General features: G+C 49.5%; 9 protein-coding genes. 8 read left to right on the top strand and 1 reads right to left on the bottom strand.

What is annotated here, in order from left to right; all coding sequences use genetic code 11:
- From GK108_RS19995 to GK108_RS19960, 8 genes are read left to right on the top strand one after another with little or no spacing between them, the layout of a single operon-like run.
- The gene (locus GK108_RS19995; RefSeq protein WP_163952383.1) at nucleotides 1-546 is read left to right on the top strand and encodes a hypothetical protein; all 546 of its coding nucleotides are present in this window, start codon (nucleotides 1-3) and stop codon (nucleotides 544-546) included.
- Complete coding sequence (locus tag GK108_RS19990; RefSeq protein WP_163952381.1) at nucleotides 531-785, top strand: hypothetical protein; 255 nt, start codon at nucleotides 531-533, stop codon at nucleotides 783-785. Before GK108_RS19995 ends, GK108_RS19990 begins: the two co-directional genes overlap by 16 nt.
- 31 nt (nucleotides 786-816) lie before the next feature.
- Nucleotides 817-5,229 (top strand): tape measure protein, encoded by a 4,413-nt coding sequence (locus GK108_RS19985; RefSeq protein WP_163952379.1) that lies wholly within the window; start codon nucleotides 817-819, stop codon nucleotides 5,227-5,229.
- Between the two features lies 1 nt (nucleotide 5,230).
- Nucleotides 5,231-6,397 carry a phage tail family protein gene (locus tag GK108_RS19980; protein WP_163952378.1) on the top strand — a complete coding sequence of 389 codons (1,167 nt, stop codon included), beginning with the start codon at nucleotides 5,231-5,233 and terminating at the stop codon, nucleotides 6,395-6,397.
- Entirely contained in the window at nucleotides 6,382-12,396 is a 6,015-nt protein-coding gene (locus tag GK108_RS19975) for a putative Ig domain-containing protein (protein ID WP_163952376.1), read from the top strand. The genes GK108_RS19980 and GK108_RS19975 overlap by 16 nt, the downstream gene beginning before the upstream one ends.
- 1 nt (nucleotide 12,397) lies before the next feature.
- Nucleotides 12,398-15,343, top strand: coding sequence for a hypothetical protein (locus GK108_RS19970; RefSeq protein WP_163952374.1), 2,946 nt, complete (start codon nucleotides 12,398-12,400; stop codon nucleotides 15,341-15,343).
- 23 nt (nucleotides 15,344-15,366) lie between these two features.
- Complete coding sequence (locus tag GK108_RS19965) at nucleotides 15,367-18,297, top strand: hypothetical protein (protein ID WP_163952372.1); 2,931 nt, start codon at nucleotides 15,367-15,369, stop codon at nucleotides 18,295-18,297.
- A 2-nt stretch (nucleotides 18,298-18,299) separates the two neighbouring features.
- Nucleotides 18,300-19,073, top strand: a complete 774-nt coding sequence (locus GK108_RS19960) for a hypothetical protein (RefSeq protein ID WP_163952370.1) — start codon at nucleotides 18,300-18,302, stop codon at nucleotides 19,071-19,073.
- Nucleotides 19,074-19,143: 70 nt separating this feature from the next.
- Here GK108_RS19960 and GK108_RS19955 read toward each other — a convergent pair whose 3' ends face one another.
- Entirely contained in the window at nucleotides 19,144-20,172 is a 1,029-nt protein-coding gene (locus tag GK108_RS19955; protein WP_163952368.1) for a hypothetical protein, read from the bottom strand.
- Nucleotides 20,173-20,178: the final 6 nt, after the last annotated feature.

Raw genomic sequence — 20,178 nt, 5'->3', positions numbered from 1 at the left:
ATGGAAAACACCTCAACTAACAGTTTCGATGAGGTTTTGGCCGAAAAACAGCAGATCGATACGCTGTTAGAACGCGGGATGGATTTTACCGTCGATAAGAAAAGCCTGCTCCGGTTTTTCGGTAAAAAACAGCGGGTGTTCAAAGTGTATCAACCCTACTTAGGTACGCTCGATTATCTATCTCAGGAGTACATCAACATGGCCTTTTCGGAAGAGCGGCTAAAGGCCGATCCGGTTGGCGAGTCGAAACGACTGATTGAACACAACGCGAAACGATGCGGGCGGGTAATCGCCATTGCCGTGCTCAACTCCCAGTGGAAAATCAAGCTGTTTGCCGGGTTACTTGCCAATTACTTCAGCTGGCACCTAACACCGGGTAAACTGTTTGATTTGGTCATGTTGATCAATACCCTGACCAACATGGGGGCTTTTACCAACTCTATCAGATTCCTGTCGGTGGACAAACGGACGACGAATCCGATACTGATAGAGGAACCAAAAAATCAGGAAGCAGAAGCGTTTCTGAAGGAGTGGCAACAGGGTTAAAAAGTCCGTTTGGTTCGCGTGGGGCGATTTGCGCCCATTACGGCTGGAGCTGGCAGTACCTACACTGGGGGATTCGCTACACGATTGTACAACGGATGATGATCGATGCGCCGGGTTATAAATCGGCATCCAAATCTAAATCCGATGAGGAAAAGCCGCTACCAGCTACATCGGAAAACGTAGAAGCGTTTATGCGAAAATCCGGCATGAGTTTCGACGGATTGCCCCGTTTTTCATAAACCTAAAGTACTTAAAATAGAAGTATTTCACATGGATACGTCAGGGCCATTACATTTCGATACGCTGATCCGGGACATTAATTTCCGGAGCCAGATTGATTACATGGAGCGTCGTATTCTGGGTGTGACCAATACAGCGACCAGGGAAACCAATAAGCTCGATACCCAATTTGCCCGGCTGGGTCAGTTAGCAGCTGGGTATTTCTCGTTTACGGCACTGGCTCAGTTGCCTGCTCAAATCCTGAAGGTTCGGGGCGAATTCCAGCAGTTAGAAATTGCATTTTCTACGATGCTGGCCAGCAAAAGCAAGGCAGACACGTTGCTTACCAGCCTGGTTGAAACAGCCGCATCAACCCCGTTCGGTCTGAAGGATATTGCTAGTGGAGCCAAACAACTGTTGGCCTACGGATCATCGGCTAAAAACGTAGTGGGTGAACTCCGAATGCTGGGTGATGTTGCCGCTGGTGTTTCCGCGCCGATTAATGAACTGATTTACCTATACGGTACGCTACGTACTCAGGGACGGGCTTACGCCGTGGACATCCGGCAATTCGCGGGCCGGGGTATTCCCATTTATCAGGCGTTGGCCGACGTTTTGAAAGTCAACGTCGATCAGGTAAACGACTTTGTTGAGGCTGGCAAAGTTGGCTTTAAAGAGGTTGAACAGGCATTTCGCAACATGACCTCATCCGGGGGCATGTTTGCCGGGTTGATGGATGCGCAAAGTAAGTCACTACTAGGTTTGAAAGAGCGGCTGAGCGATGCGTGGGATGTGATGTTGAACGAGATCGGCAAAAAGAATCAGGATGTTGCCGCCGATCTGCTAACAACTGCTACAGACGTAGTTGAGCACTATCAGGACGTTATTGACATACTGAAGATAGCAGCGGCCACGTATGGTACGTATAAAGCCGCGATTCTGCTAGTGAGTGCCGCTCAACGGGCACATTTGTTTATGCTGCAAAGCATTGCCCTGGAACAAACACTAGCAGCCGCTTCCGGCGAAGTACTCACGACCCAACAGGCCCGCCAAATTGTGGTTTCCAAGCTGTTGCAGCGGGCGCAAATGGAGTTGAACGCTACCATGTTAGCCAATCCGTATGTGATCGTAGCGACGGCCATTGCCGCACTGGTGACAGCGTATTTTGTTTTACGGGAAGAGGTTCAGCAGGTAAAAAGCGCCCAGGAGTTACTAGCCGATGCGGGTAAAGATATTTCCGTTCAGTATAAGCAACAGGGCTCAGAGGTTAAAACGCTGGTTGGCATTATTAAAAACCAGAATGTAGCGGAATCCGAACGGTTACGGGCGTATGAAAAACTGAAGAGTATTGCCCCGGACATCGTTCGCGGTCTGGATTTTCAGGCGGCTAAAACGGCTGATCTGACCAAAGAAGTTAATTTATATCTGGCTTCACTCGAAAAGAAAATACGGCTGGAAACGGCGCAATCATCGCTGAAATCCGCACTGGAGCAGGATACCGAAGCCGCCAAAAAACTCAAAGAAGCGCAGGACGATCTCGTTAAACAATCCGGAAAGAATTTTCGGATGGTCATCGGTATGGGTGATCGGAATGGCCCGTTGACGGCCTTGTCCGAATCGGAAGCCGCAAAGATTCAGCTGGAAAAAGCTGTTGAGGTCAAAAAGCAAACTGAAAAGGTTGTCAATGACATAAATCAGACCATATCCACAATCTATACCGGTGGTAGTAAGGATGCTGTCAATGCTGAGATTCAACGCCTGGAACTTGTTCAAAGTGCGATTAAGGATAAGTTGTCACCCGCCTACAAACAGGTTGAGGACCAGCTAAAGGATCTGGCTAAACAACGGGAAGCCCTCACCGCAGCCGAAAATAAAGGACAAGCGCCGGTTGCCAAAACGGTCGAATACTACGATGCCCAGATTAAAAAGCTAAAGGAGCAACAGGCACAAACGGCAACCAACCGGGCGGAATACAACCGGTACCAATCTCAAATCGATGCCGCCGAAAAAGCGCGTCGTCGATTGACGGGTGAACTGACCGCATCGGAGAAAAAAGCCGCGAAGGATGCGGATAAAATTGGGCCGTATGGTTCGGTTTCGTATTGGGAAACCATCGCGCAAAAAGCACAAGAAGTGCTGGAAAAAACGCCCAAAACCGACAGGGGGAAAATTAGCCAACAACAGGCAATCTTATTGGATGCCCAGCGCAAAGCGGAAGAAGCTCGGAAAGCAATTTCGGTTAAAACCTTCGATGAGGAATTGGAGGAAAAACGCACGAAATACGAGCTGTATAACAAATACCTGTTGGAGTACGGCAAACAGACCGCTGATGCTCAGTTTAACGATTTGATTAAATCCGGGCAATCCTACGTAGATTACCTCAACCGGCAAATTGCTGACCTGGAATCACAGCGGGAAAACGTTGGGTTGACCGACAAGGAAGCGGGCAACCTGTCTAGTTTGCTGGATCAACGCAACGAAGCGACGGGCAAAAAAGCGGCTATTGAGGTGTTTACCGACCAGCTGCAACAGGCAGGCCGGGACGCTCAAAGCCTGTCGGACTATCTGGACGTACTTAGTAAAAAGCAGGCGTTACTTGATCCAAACGATAATTCGAGTCTGGCCATTCAACAGCGCCTTGCTGTTGCTGAGCAAATCCGGGCGGCTGAAAGTGATCGTCAGACGCAATTACGTGATTATCTGGCTTCAACGACCAATACCGAACAACAGCGACTCGCCATAACCAAACGCTACGCTGATTTACGGGCTGAGCTGGATAAACAGTATCAGGACAAACGCAGTGAAGCGTACCAGAATGCGCTCAAAGCGATCAATAAAGGGGAGCAGGATGAGGTTCGGCAAATTTCTGAACAAGCCGCTCAAATGTCGGACGAGTTTAAAAAACTCGATACGGTCATTCTGTTACGGGGCCGTGATGGACTCAAAGCCCGGATTGCTCAGCTGAAAGAGTATCTGGATTCTGCCGATGAAGCGACGCGTAAAACGATCACCTACCAGCAGAAACAAAAAGAATTGCAGGATGCAAATGACTCGCTGAACACGGACACGCTGGGTAGTATCAAAACGTTCGCGGGGCTGGCTGGTGATCTGGGTAACGCGCTTTCCAGTGTTAACGGCAATCTGGGGAACACCGGCCGGTTGTTGGCAGCCGTAGCGCAAGGGGCTAATCTGGTAACGGTTGCCTTTGACGAAACAGCGAGTAAAACGGATAAAATAGCGGCTGGTGTACAGGGGCTCATTGGCATTGTAACTATGCTGACCTCATCGGCCAATGAGCGGAAACAGGCAGAAGAGGAATACTACCGCTCCATGATTGCCCAGCAGAACGCTTATAATCTGGCGCTTAATGAGCAGATCGGCTTACAATCCCAGCTGGAAGAAAATGTATTCGTTAAAAATTACGAAGGTCGGTTAAAAGATAGCATTGCCCAGCTGAGCTCAGCCAATGAGAGCTACCAAAAAGCCCTGAAGAAATTGCAGGACGGACAGGTTAAATCCGGCCAGCGTAACGCGATTGATTGGGGCAATGTCGGTTCCGGGGCTGCAATGGGGGCCGCTATTGGTTCGGCTATCGTGCCGGTTATCGGTACGGCGGTTGGGGCTGTCGTTGGGGCCATTGCGGGCATTTTCGGCGGAAAAAAGAAAGAAGATGAGTTTTCTCGTCTGCTTACGGAATACCCCGAATTAATAAAAAAAGGAGCCGACGGAGTTGACGAGTTGAATGTGGCACTGGCTGAAACACTCGTTAATCAGAATCTGGTGGATGAAAATACCAAACTCATCCTACAGGATACCATCAATTGGGCCAATCAGGTAAAGGAAACGAAAGAACAGATCCGTTCCATCGTGTCGGAACTCGCGGGTAATCTGGGTAACGCGCTACGTGACAACCTGGTCAATGCGTTTAAAGACGGCACCGACAGTGCACAAGCCTTTGGCGATTCAGTCAGTGACGTACTGGAAAACATACTTTCCCAAATCATTTTCAACCAGGTGTTTTCCAAACAGTTCGACCAGCTTCAGAAAGAGATGGAAGCATCGTTTGGGCCGGGTGGGGATGGTAGCTGGACGGACGATTTCGGGCGTTTTTTCGGTCAGGCGGAAGAACTAACCAAACTGTTTAACGCCGGTTTAGAACAGGCCAATGCGACGGCGCAAAACTACGGCCTGAATGTATTTGCCAAGAATACCGCCGATAAGCAAACGAATCCAAATTCAGTACAGGGAGCTATAAAGGGCGTTTCGGAGGAAACGGCTAGTATTCTCGCTGGTCAGATTAACGCGATCCGTATTACCCAGGCAGATACAAACGGGCTGGTTCGTCAGCAGTTGATCCACCTCAGCATCATTGCCAGTAACAGCGCCTATATGCGACATCTGGAATCAATTGATGCCAAGCTCGATGTACTACAGTCCGATCCAATCAGAGCTAAAGGCATGTAATATGGGAACACTCGTAAGACTTCCGCTGAATGGAACGGTTGAAAATTTCGGAGAAGCGCCGGTAACACTCGATGTTGCCGGGGGGGAATATACAGCCGGTCGTATCGATGAGCCCGCGTTGCATTTTCCACAGGTGGGAAAGGCGGAAGCCTTAGAACAGCCATTCCCACTGGATTCAACGTACTCGCTGGCGTTCTGGGTAAAGGTGGATGGAAACCCGACAAACAGTTGGGTACTCTATAAATTTTCGGGGCTGAATCGGTGGCTTTACCTCAATCTGGCAAGCCCGCTGACCCGCTGGAGTTACATCGTCATTCTACAGCACACAGACAAAATCAGTGTGTACCTCAACTCAGTCCTACGTTCCAGCGAATCCATGCCGGACGGTTGGGGCAAGCCGACCGGCTTTTGTGTGGTCAATGATAGCCCGGCCAAATCCGGCTACATGACACTCGAAGATATTACGCTCCTATCGGGCGTAGACTACAGTTTAGTTAAACCCGCGATCCCAACGCCAACACCCACAATGGATATACGCTATTCAATCAATGGCACTGATTTTAAAACATTCGGTGTCTACGTATCGGCTTCAGATGGCTTGTTGGACAACCTGCTACTAAAAGACCCAATTGAGTACGAATGGCCGGATTACCACGGAAAAATTGTCGATCTGTCAACCCCGCGTTACCAGCCACGAACGATTTCGCTCGACTGCTTTCTGAAAGCCAGTAGCGCCGACGATTTCATAGAAAAAGTCGCGCTGTTTATCGGTCAGTTTCAACAGCGAAATACCCAGCGGCTCAAACTCAATGCGTATTCCCAAAAGCCGCACGTATTCGAGGTGTATCTAAATAGCTCGATCAACCTTAAAAAACGCTGGCGTGATGGAGATATGGTCGGCACGTTCCAACTAACGCTCATCGAACCCGAACCAATCAAACGGGTGCTCAGCTTTGGGGCGGGTCTGGCGTATATCACTCTGACCACATCAAAAATGGTAGCGATTCACTGGGGGGATGGTACCCATACGTATAACGTGTTCGGTACGGGGGTTTCTGTTGAGCACACGTATCAAACACCCGGTCCTCATGAGATCATCATTACCGGTGTCATTGAAGACATTACTGATTTTTCATCTAACGCGGCCCTGTTATGGAACAAATTATAGTAAACAGGCCCGGAAAACAACCTATACCGCTGTTTCGGCGCGTTCCGCTGACTACGGTAATGGCCGCTACCCAGAGTAGAAAACTACTGGGTGAAGACGTATTAAACGTAACGGTTCAGTGCGTGGAATCGATTGCTTTTGAGATAGGCGATAACATACTAGCTTTTGGCACGGTCTACACGCTCAACCGGCTACCCAAAGCCGCGAAGGAAAGTGACCGGGGGTTTCGCTACGATCTGACGTTTGAAGGCCCGCAGTATAGCCTTATGCGGGCGTTATACTTGAATCAGGACGCTACAGGTTTTGCGACCGGACCAGAATTTACGCTCACGGGTACTCTGGATTTGTTTGCTAACGTACTGCTTACCAATGTCAGCCGGGCGTTAGGCGCGGGGAACTGGCTACTGGGTAATGTACCGACCGGTACACCTACACTGAATCTTTCGTTTGATGGTGAAAACTGTCTGGCCGTCCTGCAACGGCTGTGTACGGAGTTCGAAACAGAATTTACCATCACTCGCAGTTCATCCGGCGTTCATACCATTCACTTTGGCAAACAGGGTGAACTACTAGGCCACACGTTTGAGTATGGCCGTGGTAGGGGCTTGTATGCCATCAGCCGCCAAACACCCAACGATGAAGGCTTTATAACCCGGCTGTATGCCTACGGTGGCAGCCAGAATATCCCGCAGAACTACCGGAATTATTCATCCCGGTTGCGGTTGGACGATGGCCTGTCATATCTGGATAACGCCCAGGTACAACTAGCCTTTGGCCTAATTGAAGGTACAGTTGTCTGGGATGAGATATTCCCTAAACGCACGGGAAAACTCAGCGGGGTTGGTATCGTAACGGACGGTGTAAAAACGTTTACGGTGACTGATGCCACAATGGATTTCAATCTACTGGAAGAATCAGGACCAGCCCAAACCGTCAACGGAAAAGAGGTCAAACAGTACCGGTATTTAATGCCGGGTGTTTCGCCCAAATTGCATTTTCAATCGGGCAATCTGGCGGGGTATGAGTTTGAAATCAATACGTATGACCATGCGAGTAAAACCTTTACGCTGGTTGGCACGAGTGACGAGCGGGGTATGGCGTTTCCCAGTGCCACGAGTGCGGCCTTTCAACCGTCAGCTGGAGATACGTATGTACTGATTGATGTAATCATGCCTGACAGCTATGTACAGGCAGCGGAACAACTATTGAACGCCAAAGCCCTGTCGTTTTTAGGTCAGCATTCTACGCCATCGGTTCAGTACGATCTAACGATTGACGAACAGTTTCTCAACGCCCAATCGGGTACGGGTAGCACGGTAAACCATTTTGAACTCGGTGACTACGTGCACGTCAAAGATGATAGTCTGTCGGTGGACGGTGCCAGCCGGGTTATTGGGTTTTCCCGGAATCTAATTTTCCCGAATCAATATCAGCTGGAGATTGCCGATACCTACCAGGTAACACGGATCGAACAACTTCTAGCCGATCAGAAAGCAACGAATACCCTCATCAAGATCAACCAGCTGACCGATGCCAACCGCGCCCGTCAGGGGTGGCGTACTACGCAGGAGTTGCTTAGTATGGTATTCGATACCGACGATTTTTTCGATGCGGGTAACATTCGCCCGGAATCCATCGAAACGAGTATGATTGTCGTTGGGGCCAAATCACAACAGTTCATTCTTAACTGTGTGATCGAACCCAACTTTGAAGGGCAGCCCAACGTCGTAAAGGGCAATTCAGGTAGTCTGACGCACTATACGGTTGAGGAAACAATTCGTACATGGCAGATCACCGGGCAAACGATCACCATTACGGATGATTCAGCCCGCTATATCTACGCGAAGTGTAACAAGTCGAATTATACGGATGCCAGCCTGCTATTCTCGACCGATCAGATAAAGCCCAATCAGGATGGGTGGTATTATCATTTTCTCGTCGGTGTTTTACACGCCAAAGACGCAACGACAAACGTTCGATGGGTTTCCCTGACGTATGGCGCTACGTCGATCAACGGGCGATTCATTAAAACGGGTCGTATTCAGTCGTTCGACGGTCTAACGTATTTCGATCTGGATTTAGGCGAAATGGGGGGTAAAATCACCTTCATAGCCACGGACGGTATCAAACGGCCCATTTCGGAGCTTACCCAAACGACCATCGACGGAGGTATCATTACGTCCGGCATGATCATGTTAGCCGGTGCCGGTGGTACGGTACGCGCTGGTATTTCGGGTGAAGGTACCTCAGATGCCAGTGTACGTTTTTGGGCCGGGGCTAGTTACACCAACCGGGCCGTTGCACCGTTTAGGGTGCTGCAATCCGGGGAAATGTTCGCCCGTAAGCGGATCGAACTGATGAACGAAAATAATGTTGGTCAGGCCGGTATTTCGGGAAGCAATGCCACGGCTGATGGAAAGGTGCGTTTTTGGGCGGGTTCCCCTTACGCAAACAGGAATACCGCTCCCTTTCGGGTACTAGCTGATGGTTCCATGATTGCCACGGCGGGCAAAATCGGAGCGTGGCAGATTTCAAACAGTGGGATTCTCAATGAAGATGGATTGGCGTACATCATTACGCGCACGTCTACGAATCCCATGCGAACCGAAGCGCGGATCGGGGCACAAGTCTTTCCCGCATCGTTCGGGGGCAAAGGGGCCGCGATGTTCGTGGCCAATGAACCCGATATGCTTTTTCCCAACTATGCAGCCGTCTTTGAAGCGGCCAACGGGGGGAATAACTACGCGATTTACGCCCAAAAAGGCACGGCTTTACTCGGTGAAGCTTTACTTAATGGACGTCGGTATTTCGGTCAAACGTTGACCGATCTAACGATTATTATCGATCCCAGTAATTACGATGTTATAGAGATTTTTCCGCAAGGTTCCAGTGCTGGTATTCGGTTTGCAACGCCTAGCCAACCCATCGGGCCGGGTAAGGAAATTGCGATTATCAACTCAAATGATACAACCAGCGGGTTGATCCTTATTAATATTATTCGCGGGAATAACAGTTATGCCTTGCCGGGCGGTTGTGTATTGACATTGATCTACTCCAACGGCTACTGGTATGGAAAATCACAATATGATAACAATTACGGCACCTCAACACCGCCGTTTGTTATTCCGCCTGTCAATCCGGCACCAACTGTCAATGGCGCGATCCCCAATTTTTCAACGACCAGCCGGGACAACAATCAATATCAGATACCCAGCAGCATTTTCAATGATCCAGGCGATACACTGAATTTCGACGTGATTTCCAATTTGCCAACCGGCGTTACTTTTAGCGGTGGGGGTAGAATACTGTATCTGGATAAAGATGTTGTCGAAAACGGATCGTTCTCGGTAACGGTCAGAGTGACGGATTCGGCGGGGCAATCGGTCGGCGGGGTGTTTCAGGTCATGGTCAACTGGCCGACGCTCAACCCGGCTCCGATTGTGGCCAATCCGATTGCGAATCTATCACTCGCAGGCAATGGGCAAAAAACCTTCAGCATCGCTACCAATACGTTTCAGGATACCGATGAGCTGACGTTTGTTGCATCCCGTCAGGATGGGCAGGGGCTACCCGATGGCTTTACGTACTCAATCACGGATGATGCGCTGTTATTTGTGATTGCAGCCGCCGTTGCCACGGGTGTTTTCCAGCTACGAGTTACAGCAACCGATACCGCTGGTCAGTCGGTCAATGCGGACTTTACGCTGAGTCTAAACCGGTCAGCGGTCAATAACCCGCCAACGGTTGTTGCACCGGTTCAAAATCAGACGATTTCCGGCAACGGGCAACAGACGTTTGGTATTTCGGCTAGCATGTTCAGCGATCCCGGCGATAGTCTAACCATCACCGTAACCGGCGCGAATGGGGGAGCGTTGCCCGCAGGCATTACGTATGACCCAACGTATCTGGTGTTTACCCTAGCGGCTTCAGTGGGTAGCGGTACCTACCCGGTTGAGGTAAAAGCGACGGATTCAGCGGGACAATCGGTGGTGTCGGGCTTCAGCTTTATCGTTGTTCGCAATGCGGATGAGGATATTGTCGTGCGGGCTGATCCGGCTGATTTCGATGAAGAGGAACCCGTATCAGGAGATGGGTTCGATACGTCCTACACCTACTCAAAAACGGGTAGTGACGTTGCCGGCAATCAGTTTGTATCTACACCCGCACCGCGTTTATTGCCTGTTTCGCAAACCAAGCCACGGCCAACCGGCAATTCCTTCAGTTTTACCCCGCAGTCGGCTATCAATACGGTACTGCCTAAGCGGTTCTCGCCACTCACACAGGTTCACCCGAAAAAAGCGATTGGTTATCCTGGTACGATCTATCTCGACTGGTCAACGCCGAATGAGATTATTGGCCTGTACACCCATACCACCGAATCGGCCAAAACCAATACAGAAGTCTACCCAACATCGCTGAAACGCATGGTGGAAGGTAGTTTCTACGTACTGGCCGCTAATGCCGCAGCGGTATTGCCCGCTGGTGATTCGCGGAAGCAACAACTACTCGATTGGGCTGGCCCTCAGCAGGCCGGATCAGGCAGTTACGAAGGCCCGCACATTCTGATTACGGATGCGAGTGCGGCCAGACTATATGGCGCTGAATGGTGGAAGATGTTCAAACAACTCGACTGGAAAGGGGCAGGGGTAGAACACTTCAGCGTGAATATGGAGCACATGGAAGAACGTACCGGCACGGCCTACACCAAACACCAACAGCAGTATCGAATGATCGGTTGGATAACGGAGGGGTGTATCAATGCCGCAGCTGCCGATGGCGTTACGTTGTTTTCGCCGTTATCGGCCGAATTTGGCAACCTTACGATTTACGCGCCGTGGTTCCACGACCGACCCGCTACGCACGATAGGGAGGGTAATGCCCTACCAAATCCAAACCCGAACATTCCGCAATACATGCACTACGCCTTGTTGGATGAATACATACGTGGGAATTCGCCAACGGCACCGCTCGGGGAAAATTCAACGCTGGCAACGCTGATCAAGACAGGGAAAGCCGCTGTTGGGGTAGGTCGCTATCTGCAACATACGATGGATGGCCAAACCTATTGGCAAAAGCAGTCCAACGGAGCACTGATTACCGACAGCAACAACAACCCGATTTTCCGGAATGAACCGGATCGGTACACGACTATTACGGGTCAGCAGTGCGTCATCTATAAAGACGATTACTACATGGCCATGATCAAACTGTACGGGATCGTCGCTCAGTTCTGTAGTAACATGCGCTTTATGGCCGGGGGCGTTGATCTGCCGTTTTCGACAACTCGGCAAGCTGGTTGGGAAGGTATGAAAGGCCAGGTTACGCAGTTCCGATTGGATGTCGAAGGGGAATCCGGTATCGATCGACCAGACGGATCCGCTTTGAATGAACGGCCATTGGCTCCCTTTATGGTGGAGGGCTACGGCATTCTGATGTATGTGTTTGCGGAATTTTTGCGCGGTTGGATGCAATCACAGATGCCTAGTAATCTGGGTGCTGATACGGGCTACGGATCGAAAGCCCGTGCCAGCGCGGAAATCTATGCCAAAGCGTTTGAACGGGCGGCTAACCTCAACTGGATTCATGACATATCCTGGCAACTGATTCAGCCTAGTATCTGGATTAAGGACCAGGGATTCAACGGCCCGGCTGACCCGGACGAGCATTTTGCCAGAAAGCCCATTCTACTCGGTGGCTTAGGGACGTATCAGGGGGATGCTGTTATGTGGTTCCTAGCCTGGTGGCCGTGTCAGGATGAGGACAAATCGACCGACATCAAGATTTGGGCCGATAAAGGTACGGGGCCAATTACGGGGTCGTATGTCGCTCGGATGGTAGGCCGTACACCATTCCTTGACTACTGGAAAATACCCGCAGGTACCCAGCCCAAAGACTGGTACATGCAATTCCAGAGCCTGACGAATATAAAGATCACCCGGCGCGGTGATTATCGGGAAGCGAAAATCACCAATCACCCAACACCGCCAGCTAACGTATAATATGAAACGTATTCTCTTACTTCTAGGGCTATTTATAAGCGTGGCTGGATTCGCTCAGAAACGGGCGAATCCTCGGGTCGAAATCAGCTACGGGGGCCAATCGTACAGCGTTACGGTTGGCGTACCGGCCCGGTACTATGCACCTACGCCAACCGGCAAACTCGCGTTTGAAAACGCGGTGTACAACGGTATTTGGACGCTGACCACCGATGATGGATGCGTCATTCCAGCGGGCACCAAGCCGCCGAATTTTAAACCAACCTGTTGTGATCTGTCGGTTGTGGTTAACTCGCCAACCACTACGTGTGGTGTAGCGGCAACGCTGACGGCATCTGTATCAGGCACCTCAGCGACTGGTGTTACGTATAAATGGACGGGGCCAAATTCCTATACAGCTTCAGGAGCGGCCATTCAGGTTGCGCAGTCACAAAACGGCTTGTATTCCTATACCGTCACGGCTAAAAACTCAGGTAATTGTAGCGCGATTGCGCAGGCGAACGTAACGGTTTCCGGGTGTAATCCACCGCCGAATACGTATCTGGCCTTCAACCGGGCGGTATTCGTCGGAAATTCCATTACCAAGCATCCACCAGCGCCCGGTATTGGCTGGCTCTACTATTGGGGCATGGCGGCTAGTGCTGAAGACAAAGATTTTGTGCACTTAATGTTGGCCGCTTTACGTACCGCCAACCCAAATTTACAGCACTACATTACGTATGACGGGGCATATTTCGAGGGTAATTATCTGGCTGGTATTCCTGATAATCTGTATAAAGCCTTTTATACGGATAACGTCGAAGCGGCATTTGGGGCGGGTAATCTGGCTGATTTTATCGGGGTGTACATCTCGGAAAATCTGGACAACGGAGCGTTTAACGAAACCCAGTTCAGAGCGCAACTTGATAAGCTATTAGCATCGATCCCCCATACCAGCAATTGCACGATTCAGTTTCGCAACAGCTTTTGGGATGGACAAAATCTGTCGAATGCCGCGATTCAGCAATATTGTTTAGATAAAGGCTATAAGTTCGTTGACATTTCATCCATCCGCGAACTATCGCAATATATGTCACCCGATGTGGATGGGCACCATCCCAACGATGCGGGTATGGCAGCACTGGCCAGCCTGCAACTCGAACAGCTTAAAACTACGTCGGGCGCTAATTGTGATTTTGCCGTATCGGTCAATTCCCCGTCTGTTAGTTGCAATACCAACGGAGTCCTGACCGCCACGGTAACAGGTAGCGGCTCATCGGGCGTAACGTATAGCTGGAGCGGGGCCGATGGCCTAACCGCGTCAACCCAGTCCATTGCCGTTCAAAAGTCGAACAACGGTACGTATGCCTATACGGTCAGCGTAGGAAAATCAGGTTGTACGGCGAAAACGGCAACGGGCAACCTGATTGTAACCGGGTGCAGTTCGTCAACGTATGTGGCTAAACCCGGCTACGGCAACCTGTTTGCTGATAATAGTACGTATGTCGATAAGCCAGAATTTAACCGACCTAGTTCGTCGCTTCAGTTCCCCCGCGCCTTTATTATTCAGGGTAATACCCGCGTTGCAATCAACACCAAATTAGGCTCGGTCATTGACTACATGAGCTTTAACGGTGGTCTGTTTAGTACCGTTAATAGTCCAATTTGGGGCAATGGGAAGGATGATGCGGGTAGACAGTTGATGGATGCAGCCTATACCAACCCGAACGGTTCGGTTAATGCTTTTGGAGAAGGGCCGTATGAAGAAGCGGGCCAATCCACGGCGCAAATGCACCCACCGGGAGCCGGTAGCATTGGCAACAATCCGGTGCAGGGTGGGGGCGCTGGTGAAAATCCGTTGTACGGTGATACCGAAGTGTGTTACGCGGATGGTAGTCTGGTGTACTACAAAACCCGACCCGTTCAATGGGATTTGGTCAACATCTACGGGCAGATGCGCATGAAAGGTTGGATTGACATTGATCCAACCAATTCTAAAGTTGTTCGGCGTCATGCCCGGTGGGAAATGCAACGGGTTGATCCTTACATTGCCAACTACCCAACGCCCAGACAACAGGAAGCGCCTTGCTGGTACACCACGACGGATTTTAAAAGGGTCTTTTACCGGTCGGGCCGTCCTTTCACCAATGCCCCGCTACAGGAATACGTCTATGATGAAGGCGGGGGCGGTCAGGAACAAATCATTGCCCCGCCAATCATTGCCAGCGAACCCGTGATTTACATGCAATCACGGACAAACCCCAATTTGTATATCGCCATAATCACTAACGGTGCACGTTTTTCCGTTGGCGGTTTTAATAACGAATACATCACGGGGAATGCGCCAACGTCGTTCAAAGCTCATTATATCGGCGCTACGCCTTTAATGAGTTTGGACCCGGACGGAGTGTATGACTTTGATGCAGCTTTCGTTCAGGGAACCCTAGCCGAAATTGACAACTACGTCTACAACCATGTGCGTTTGCGGGCTCAGTGGAATGGTCGGTTCTCCTACGTATTCAACGGCAAGTCCCGAATGGGCTTTTTTCTCCATAAGGCCAAAGACCAGCTGGAGAAGAATATCAATACGTATATATCGGTTAAACCGCTTACCAACACCGAAAACGCGGGTAAGGATTTTAACATATCCACGCCTGAAAAATGGATCGATGGCCGGGTTGTCAAGCACGTGTATGTTCGGATGGCGGTAACAAGTTCAGACGGAGCATTCTGGCTGAGGTGGGTGAAGCCTGGTCTTGCCACGGGAACGGAGTACTATAAAGAATTCAACGTCATCGCGGACGGCCAGTTCAGAACGTATGACATCGACATGACAGGCGTTGCCAACTGGGATGGGTCGGATATTACGTCGTTTGTGCTCAGAAAACGCAATAACAACGACACGCATCCGCAAGAGGAATGGAAGATTGAATTTATATCCGATACCAATCTAACACCAATCAATCCATAACATTCACGTTTAACGATTTTATTATGAGCTTATTAATGGGTGTTGGTGCCTACGGGGTTGATGAACTCGTAGAACGGGCCGAAAATGCCGCCGAAATTGCAGAAGCCGCAAAAGACCAGGTTGCAAACCGGGCCGATATGACCCGTACTTCTACCAGCCTGGTTACAGTATCGAATGGCCCTAAAACGTTTGCGTATGCTACGAGTAAAAATCTGGGTTGGACGCTGGGAATGCGGTTACGGGCTACCGCAGCTAGCGGCTACGTTGAGGGAGAAATCACGGCGGTTTCTCCTACGGCCGTAACCATCAACGTAACGTCAACGGTGGGTTCTGGTTCGTATGACAATTGGGCGATTGGTATTGTCGGTAATCCCGGCTTTAACTGGCGGGGGGCTTGGACGGCTAAAACCTACTACAATAAAAATGACGGTGTTTCCTACGGCGATCCGGCTTCCAGCTGGATACGCAACACCAGCGGGGGCGAGACAGAGGAAACCTTTGATGCTACGCAATGGGACAAATTCGCGCAAGGGGGTGGGGTTGCCGCTGGTAGCGTGGGCCGGGCTGAACTCGATTCTGATTTGTCGGCATTACTTCAGGAGTTGCCCGATACGTCGGGTTATCTGTATGTCATTACCGACAGTGCCAAACAGCGCGTGTTGGGTATTCGCCGGGATGGTTGGGTTGATGGTCGATTCCAGATCGAAGAGTTAAACATTCGGCCTAATTCGGTGAATTCCGCAGCGATCAAAAGCAGTTCGGTACTGGTCAACCACTTAGCAGAAGAGGTTAGAAATAAATTTCTGGGAGACAATAACGTCCTGCTTACCAATCTGGCACAGGATGTATTGTCCTTGTTGCTGAAGAACTTCACCAACGACGGGCGGGAACAGATGTTTACCATTCTGGATGCGCAAAATCAGATGGTTTTTCAAATTCTGACGAATGGCCAAATCAAAGGCCGGTGGGATTACTCACAGGCTCCTATTGCGTATTCGGATTTACAGGCCGATCTACAGACACGATTTGCCGTTGATCCGTTCGACAATACGTATTCCCGGTATTACCTGGTTATTCCCGATGAGAATAAAAACGTAGCGTTCGGCATCACAAAAGACGGTTGGGTTGAGGGACGGGTTCGGCTCATGGACAAAACCGTACGGGAATCCATGTTAGGCGATGACCTTCTGCAGAAAGTCAACGTAGCCGTTCAACCGTCGTTCAAGCGGCTCAATGATAGCAATCCGAACGATACGGAGGTAATCGACGATGATTACTGGCGGGGCGTTTCGGCTAGTGTCGATTTGAAAACAGAGGTATCCGGGTACGGATTCGCCCGGTTTCCCAGTACACCGGTCAAGGGGCTACGTGGATTCAATACAACGGGAACAACGTTGCAGTTTCGCCCAAGTTACGGGCTGGCCATTCACGGCAAACGGTACCGGGGTGTATTCAATCCAACTTCAGCGGGGCTGACGCTTTCGACCTATAAAGGCAATTACGGGAATGCGTTTACCAACGTGTATCCCGCGTTTCCGGTTGGAGCGGTCGGTGATTTTTACGTAGCGAACGTATCGGGTACGGCAACCAGAACCGCCAACGGTCTGACATTTAAAAACGGTGATTTAATCGTACAAACGGGTTCCTCAACGTTCAGTGTTCAGCCGGGGCCGGGCACTGGTGATTTTCAGGAAGGCGATTTCTGGAACGTTACAGCCAACAGCAAATACGCTGATTTGTCACTGATGAATGGCCATCGGCTCATCTATATAGGTGTCCAAAGTGCATCCGGGCCAAAGTACGTTCAGTTTGTACCCAGTGTGGCCGGTGAGTTCTTCTACATGGGAGAGGTAACGAGTAACGCCTTTGCGCCAGTGGTTGCCGCTCGTCAAGGCGACATCTACGTATTTGCTGGCAGCTACACCGCGCAAGGAATACCCGGCGTGGAAGGTGATTACCTGATCTATGATGGCGGTTGGGGTCTGGTGCCGGGGATGGTGAGCGAATTTGCGGACGGTACGTATATCATGCTGGAAGCCGATAACGCGAACCGCTGGGATGTGCGCCGAAAAGATAAGTCCGCAACGCCCGTCAGCCTATCGCTGACCACGTTTCGCACGTCGGTACGTCGCAAACCGACGGATAATGTCGTTCTGTTTTCGGATTCCATGTTTGGCGTTGCTACCATCGGTACAACGATTGTCAATAGCCTGGTTGCCGGTGGTCGGGTGGCTTCGTATTTCTCCTACGGTGGTGGGACATCGCGTGACGTGCTGGCTATGATCAAAAAGAAGATCCGAACGGAATCAGATCCGTTTGCGGGCAACCTTCACGTATTCTGGCACGGTCAGAATAACCAGACCGACATTGTGCAGATTAAGAATGCCGCGCTGGAGCTGGTGCCGCTGGTGGGTGCCAGTCAGAAAAAGTATGTATTCTGGTCGGTGTTGGGTCAATATACAGCAACCTGGAATGGGAGTAGAATCGTTATCGCCATTCATGAGGATGCCGTGGCCGGTACCAACCACATTGCCCAGATTGAGCAGTGGTACACGCTGATGTTCCCTAAGCGCTGGTTTTGCCCGCGTCAGGCCATGTTGAATGCCGCCTTAACTAGTTCCGTCCCTCATGCACTGTTCCCCGGCCTGGCCGAATCGCAGGTAGCCATGACCTACGGCATACCGCCACATCGGTATTTCTTTGACTACACGGGGAAATCCTTCACGCCTGCAACGCTCAATTTTGTGGGCTACCAGTCCGCAGCGGGTTTGCCATCCGGGGGGAATTCCAACGATTATTATATACGAGTGGCAAACGGAACGATTGGGCAAATTATCGTCAATGTAGCGGGTACCTGGACAGAATACACGTATGATCCGGTGCACCCAGTAAACGAAGGCGGGGTTGTGTTGGCTTCATCCTTTCTAAATTTCTTAACGACTAACAATTTATAATCATGGGAAAAGGCTTATTGATTCAATTACCTGGTGTATTCACCGTCAATCCGGGCGATCCGGTGTTACCTAAATTTTACCCCAACGATTCGCTGTTGAATGAAGGGTCGCTGTTTTTGTTCGACGCGGCTAACCCGGCTGGCTATCCATCACAGGCGGCAAATCTGGTGAATGGCACTACGTTGTTCAACCTGTTTACAACCAGTCCGAACGCGACGCTGAACGGCACGGCTGTGTATTCGCCAACAACGGGCGGTTTAGTACTGGGTTCCAACAGTAATATACAGCTGGGTAATAATTACAATCTGGCTACGCTGAATAACCCCGGCTTTCTGGCTATTATCTGGATAAAGCAGCTTGTAGCAGCCAGCGCGTTTACCGCGTTACTTCGTAGAGGTACGACAACGACCACGGGCAACATGCAGTATCTAATTGATCTGGGTGCGGATGGACAATCACCACGGGGCTACATCGGCGGTGCGTCCACCTCGGCAACCATTTCGTTAGGTGCCCATTCGTTGAACGCCGTCCATCAACTGGCCATCGCCCGTCAGGGCAATACGGTGTATGGTTTTCGAAATGGTGTGCAGGTGTATTCCGGTGGGTTTGGTGATACGTATGCGAATCCTAACGTTACTCAGGTGACGATAGGAGCGGGTACGATGGCCGGGGCTTCTATATTTCGTACCTACATGGAAAACCTAAACGTATCGGGTAAAACTTCTTTAGCTCAGGTGCAGGCGGATTACGTCAGCAACGTTGGCCGGTTTAGTTAGGTTGGTAATACCATATATATAAAGCTCAGCCGATTCCTCGGCTGAGCTTTATATATATGGTATTACCAACCTAATATTTAATAATACACAAGAATGTTGCACCCATTGCAGCTAAAATAAAAAAGCATACTATTAATGACTTTATCAAAAATGAGAGGCTTCGATGCTCGGGACTAACGGAAGGGGGGACTGGTATTTTAAATTTTTTTTCAATTTCCCTATTGAAACTAACAATCATCAAAGCTTTTTCATCCTTGCTGAATTTATCTCTGTAAGGAAATTTTTCAACAAAGGATTTTGGTATTAATTCTGGGTTTTTTGTTAAAATATCTATATATGATTTGTAATAAATGCGTTTCCATCTCCAAAAGCTAATTGTCGATTTAAAACTAGATGATAGAATAAATAATATCATAAAAGCTAATTCAGCTAAAAGGAGAATGACTGAAAGGGATCTAGCAATGAGAGGAATAGGGGGATCAAATGTATCAATGAAGACTTCTTTACTTTTTGTTGTATTTTGTTTGTCAACTACAATAATTTCTCCATTTTCTATTGATCGTTTTTGATTAACAGGTATTGCAAACGAAGAAAGAGCTTTATTATTTATAAAGTATCCTATGATTTCTATTTTTTCATCAACTAGCCATTGATCAAATTTAAAATTTAGCTCGTGCTCCTGAAAATCTACTTCGATTGGTATGCTGTTACCAGGCACCTTTTCAACTTTAACAAGATGAAAGTTTGGGTTTAAGTCTATTCTTAATTTATCGTCTAATAAATCAGAATGTTTACCTCGACCAATAATTGTTTTTTTTCCAGTATTGGCCACTTCAATTCTGCACCGCCAAAGTGATGAAACAGTATCTCCATTGTAGGTGTAATGGCTTACCAAGCCTTTTACGTTTGATTTTTGGGTAAGTATTTCGCTCTCCTGTAATCGAACCTCAATCTTCGGGGTATTACCAACAAATGATGGTATAGCTAGAAAGATACCGACAACAGATGCTAAAAAGGCAGTTAGAGTCCCTATGATTCTAATGAAATTGTTCTTTAGTAAAGTGTCGATAAAGGAACTCTTTTCATTCTCCGAGGTCATAGGTTA

Source organism: Spirosoma terrae, from assembly GCF_010435915.1.
GTDB classification, from domain to species: domain Bacteria; phylum Bacteroidota; class Bacteroidia; order Cytophagales; family Spirosomataceae; genus Spirosoma; species Spirosoma terrae.
Note: the sequence above shows the minus strand (reverse complement) of the source record. Positions and strands in the feature narration are given on the sequence as shown.

Coding starts and splice junctions, on each gene's coding strand:
- GK108_RS19960 (WP_163952370.1), top strand. CDS start 18,300: ATGGGAAAAGGCTTATTGATTCAATTACCTGGTGTATTCACCGTCAAT.
- GK108_RS19965 (WP_163952372.1), top strand. CDS start 15,367: ATGAGCTTATTAATGGGTGTTGGTGCCTACGGGGTTGATGAACTCGTA.
- GK108_RS19995 (WP_163952383.1), top strand. CDS start 1: ATGGAAAACACCTCAACTAACAGTTTCGATGAGGTTTTGGCCGAAAAA.
- GK108_RS19955 (WP_163952368.1), bottom strand. CDS start 20,172: ATGACCTCGGAGAATGAAAAGAGTTCCTTTATCGACACTTTACTAAAG.
- GK108_RS19975 (WP_163952376.1), top strand. CDS start 6,382: ATGGAACAAATTATAGTAAACAGGCCCGGAAAACAACCTATACCGCTG.
- GK108_RS19970 (WP_163952374.1), top strand. CDS start 12,398: ATGAAACGTATTCTCTTACTTCTAGGGCTATTTATAAGCGTGGCTGGA.
- GK108_RS19985 (WP_163952379.1), top strand. CDS start 817: ATGGATACGTCAGGGCCATTACATTTCGATACGCTGATCCGGGACATT.
- GK108_RS19980 (WP_163952378.1), top strand. CDS start 5,231: ATGGGAACACTCGTAAGACTTCCGCTGAATGGAACGGTTGAAAATTTC.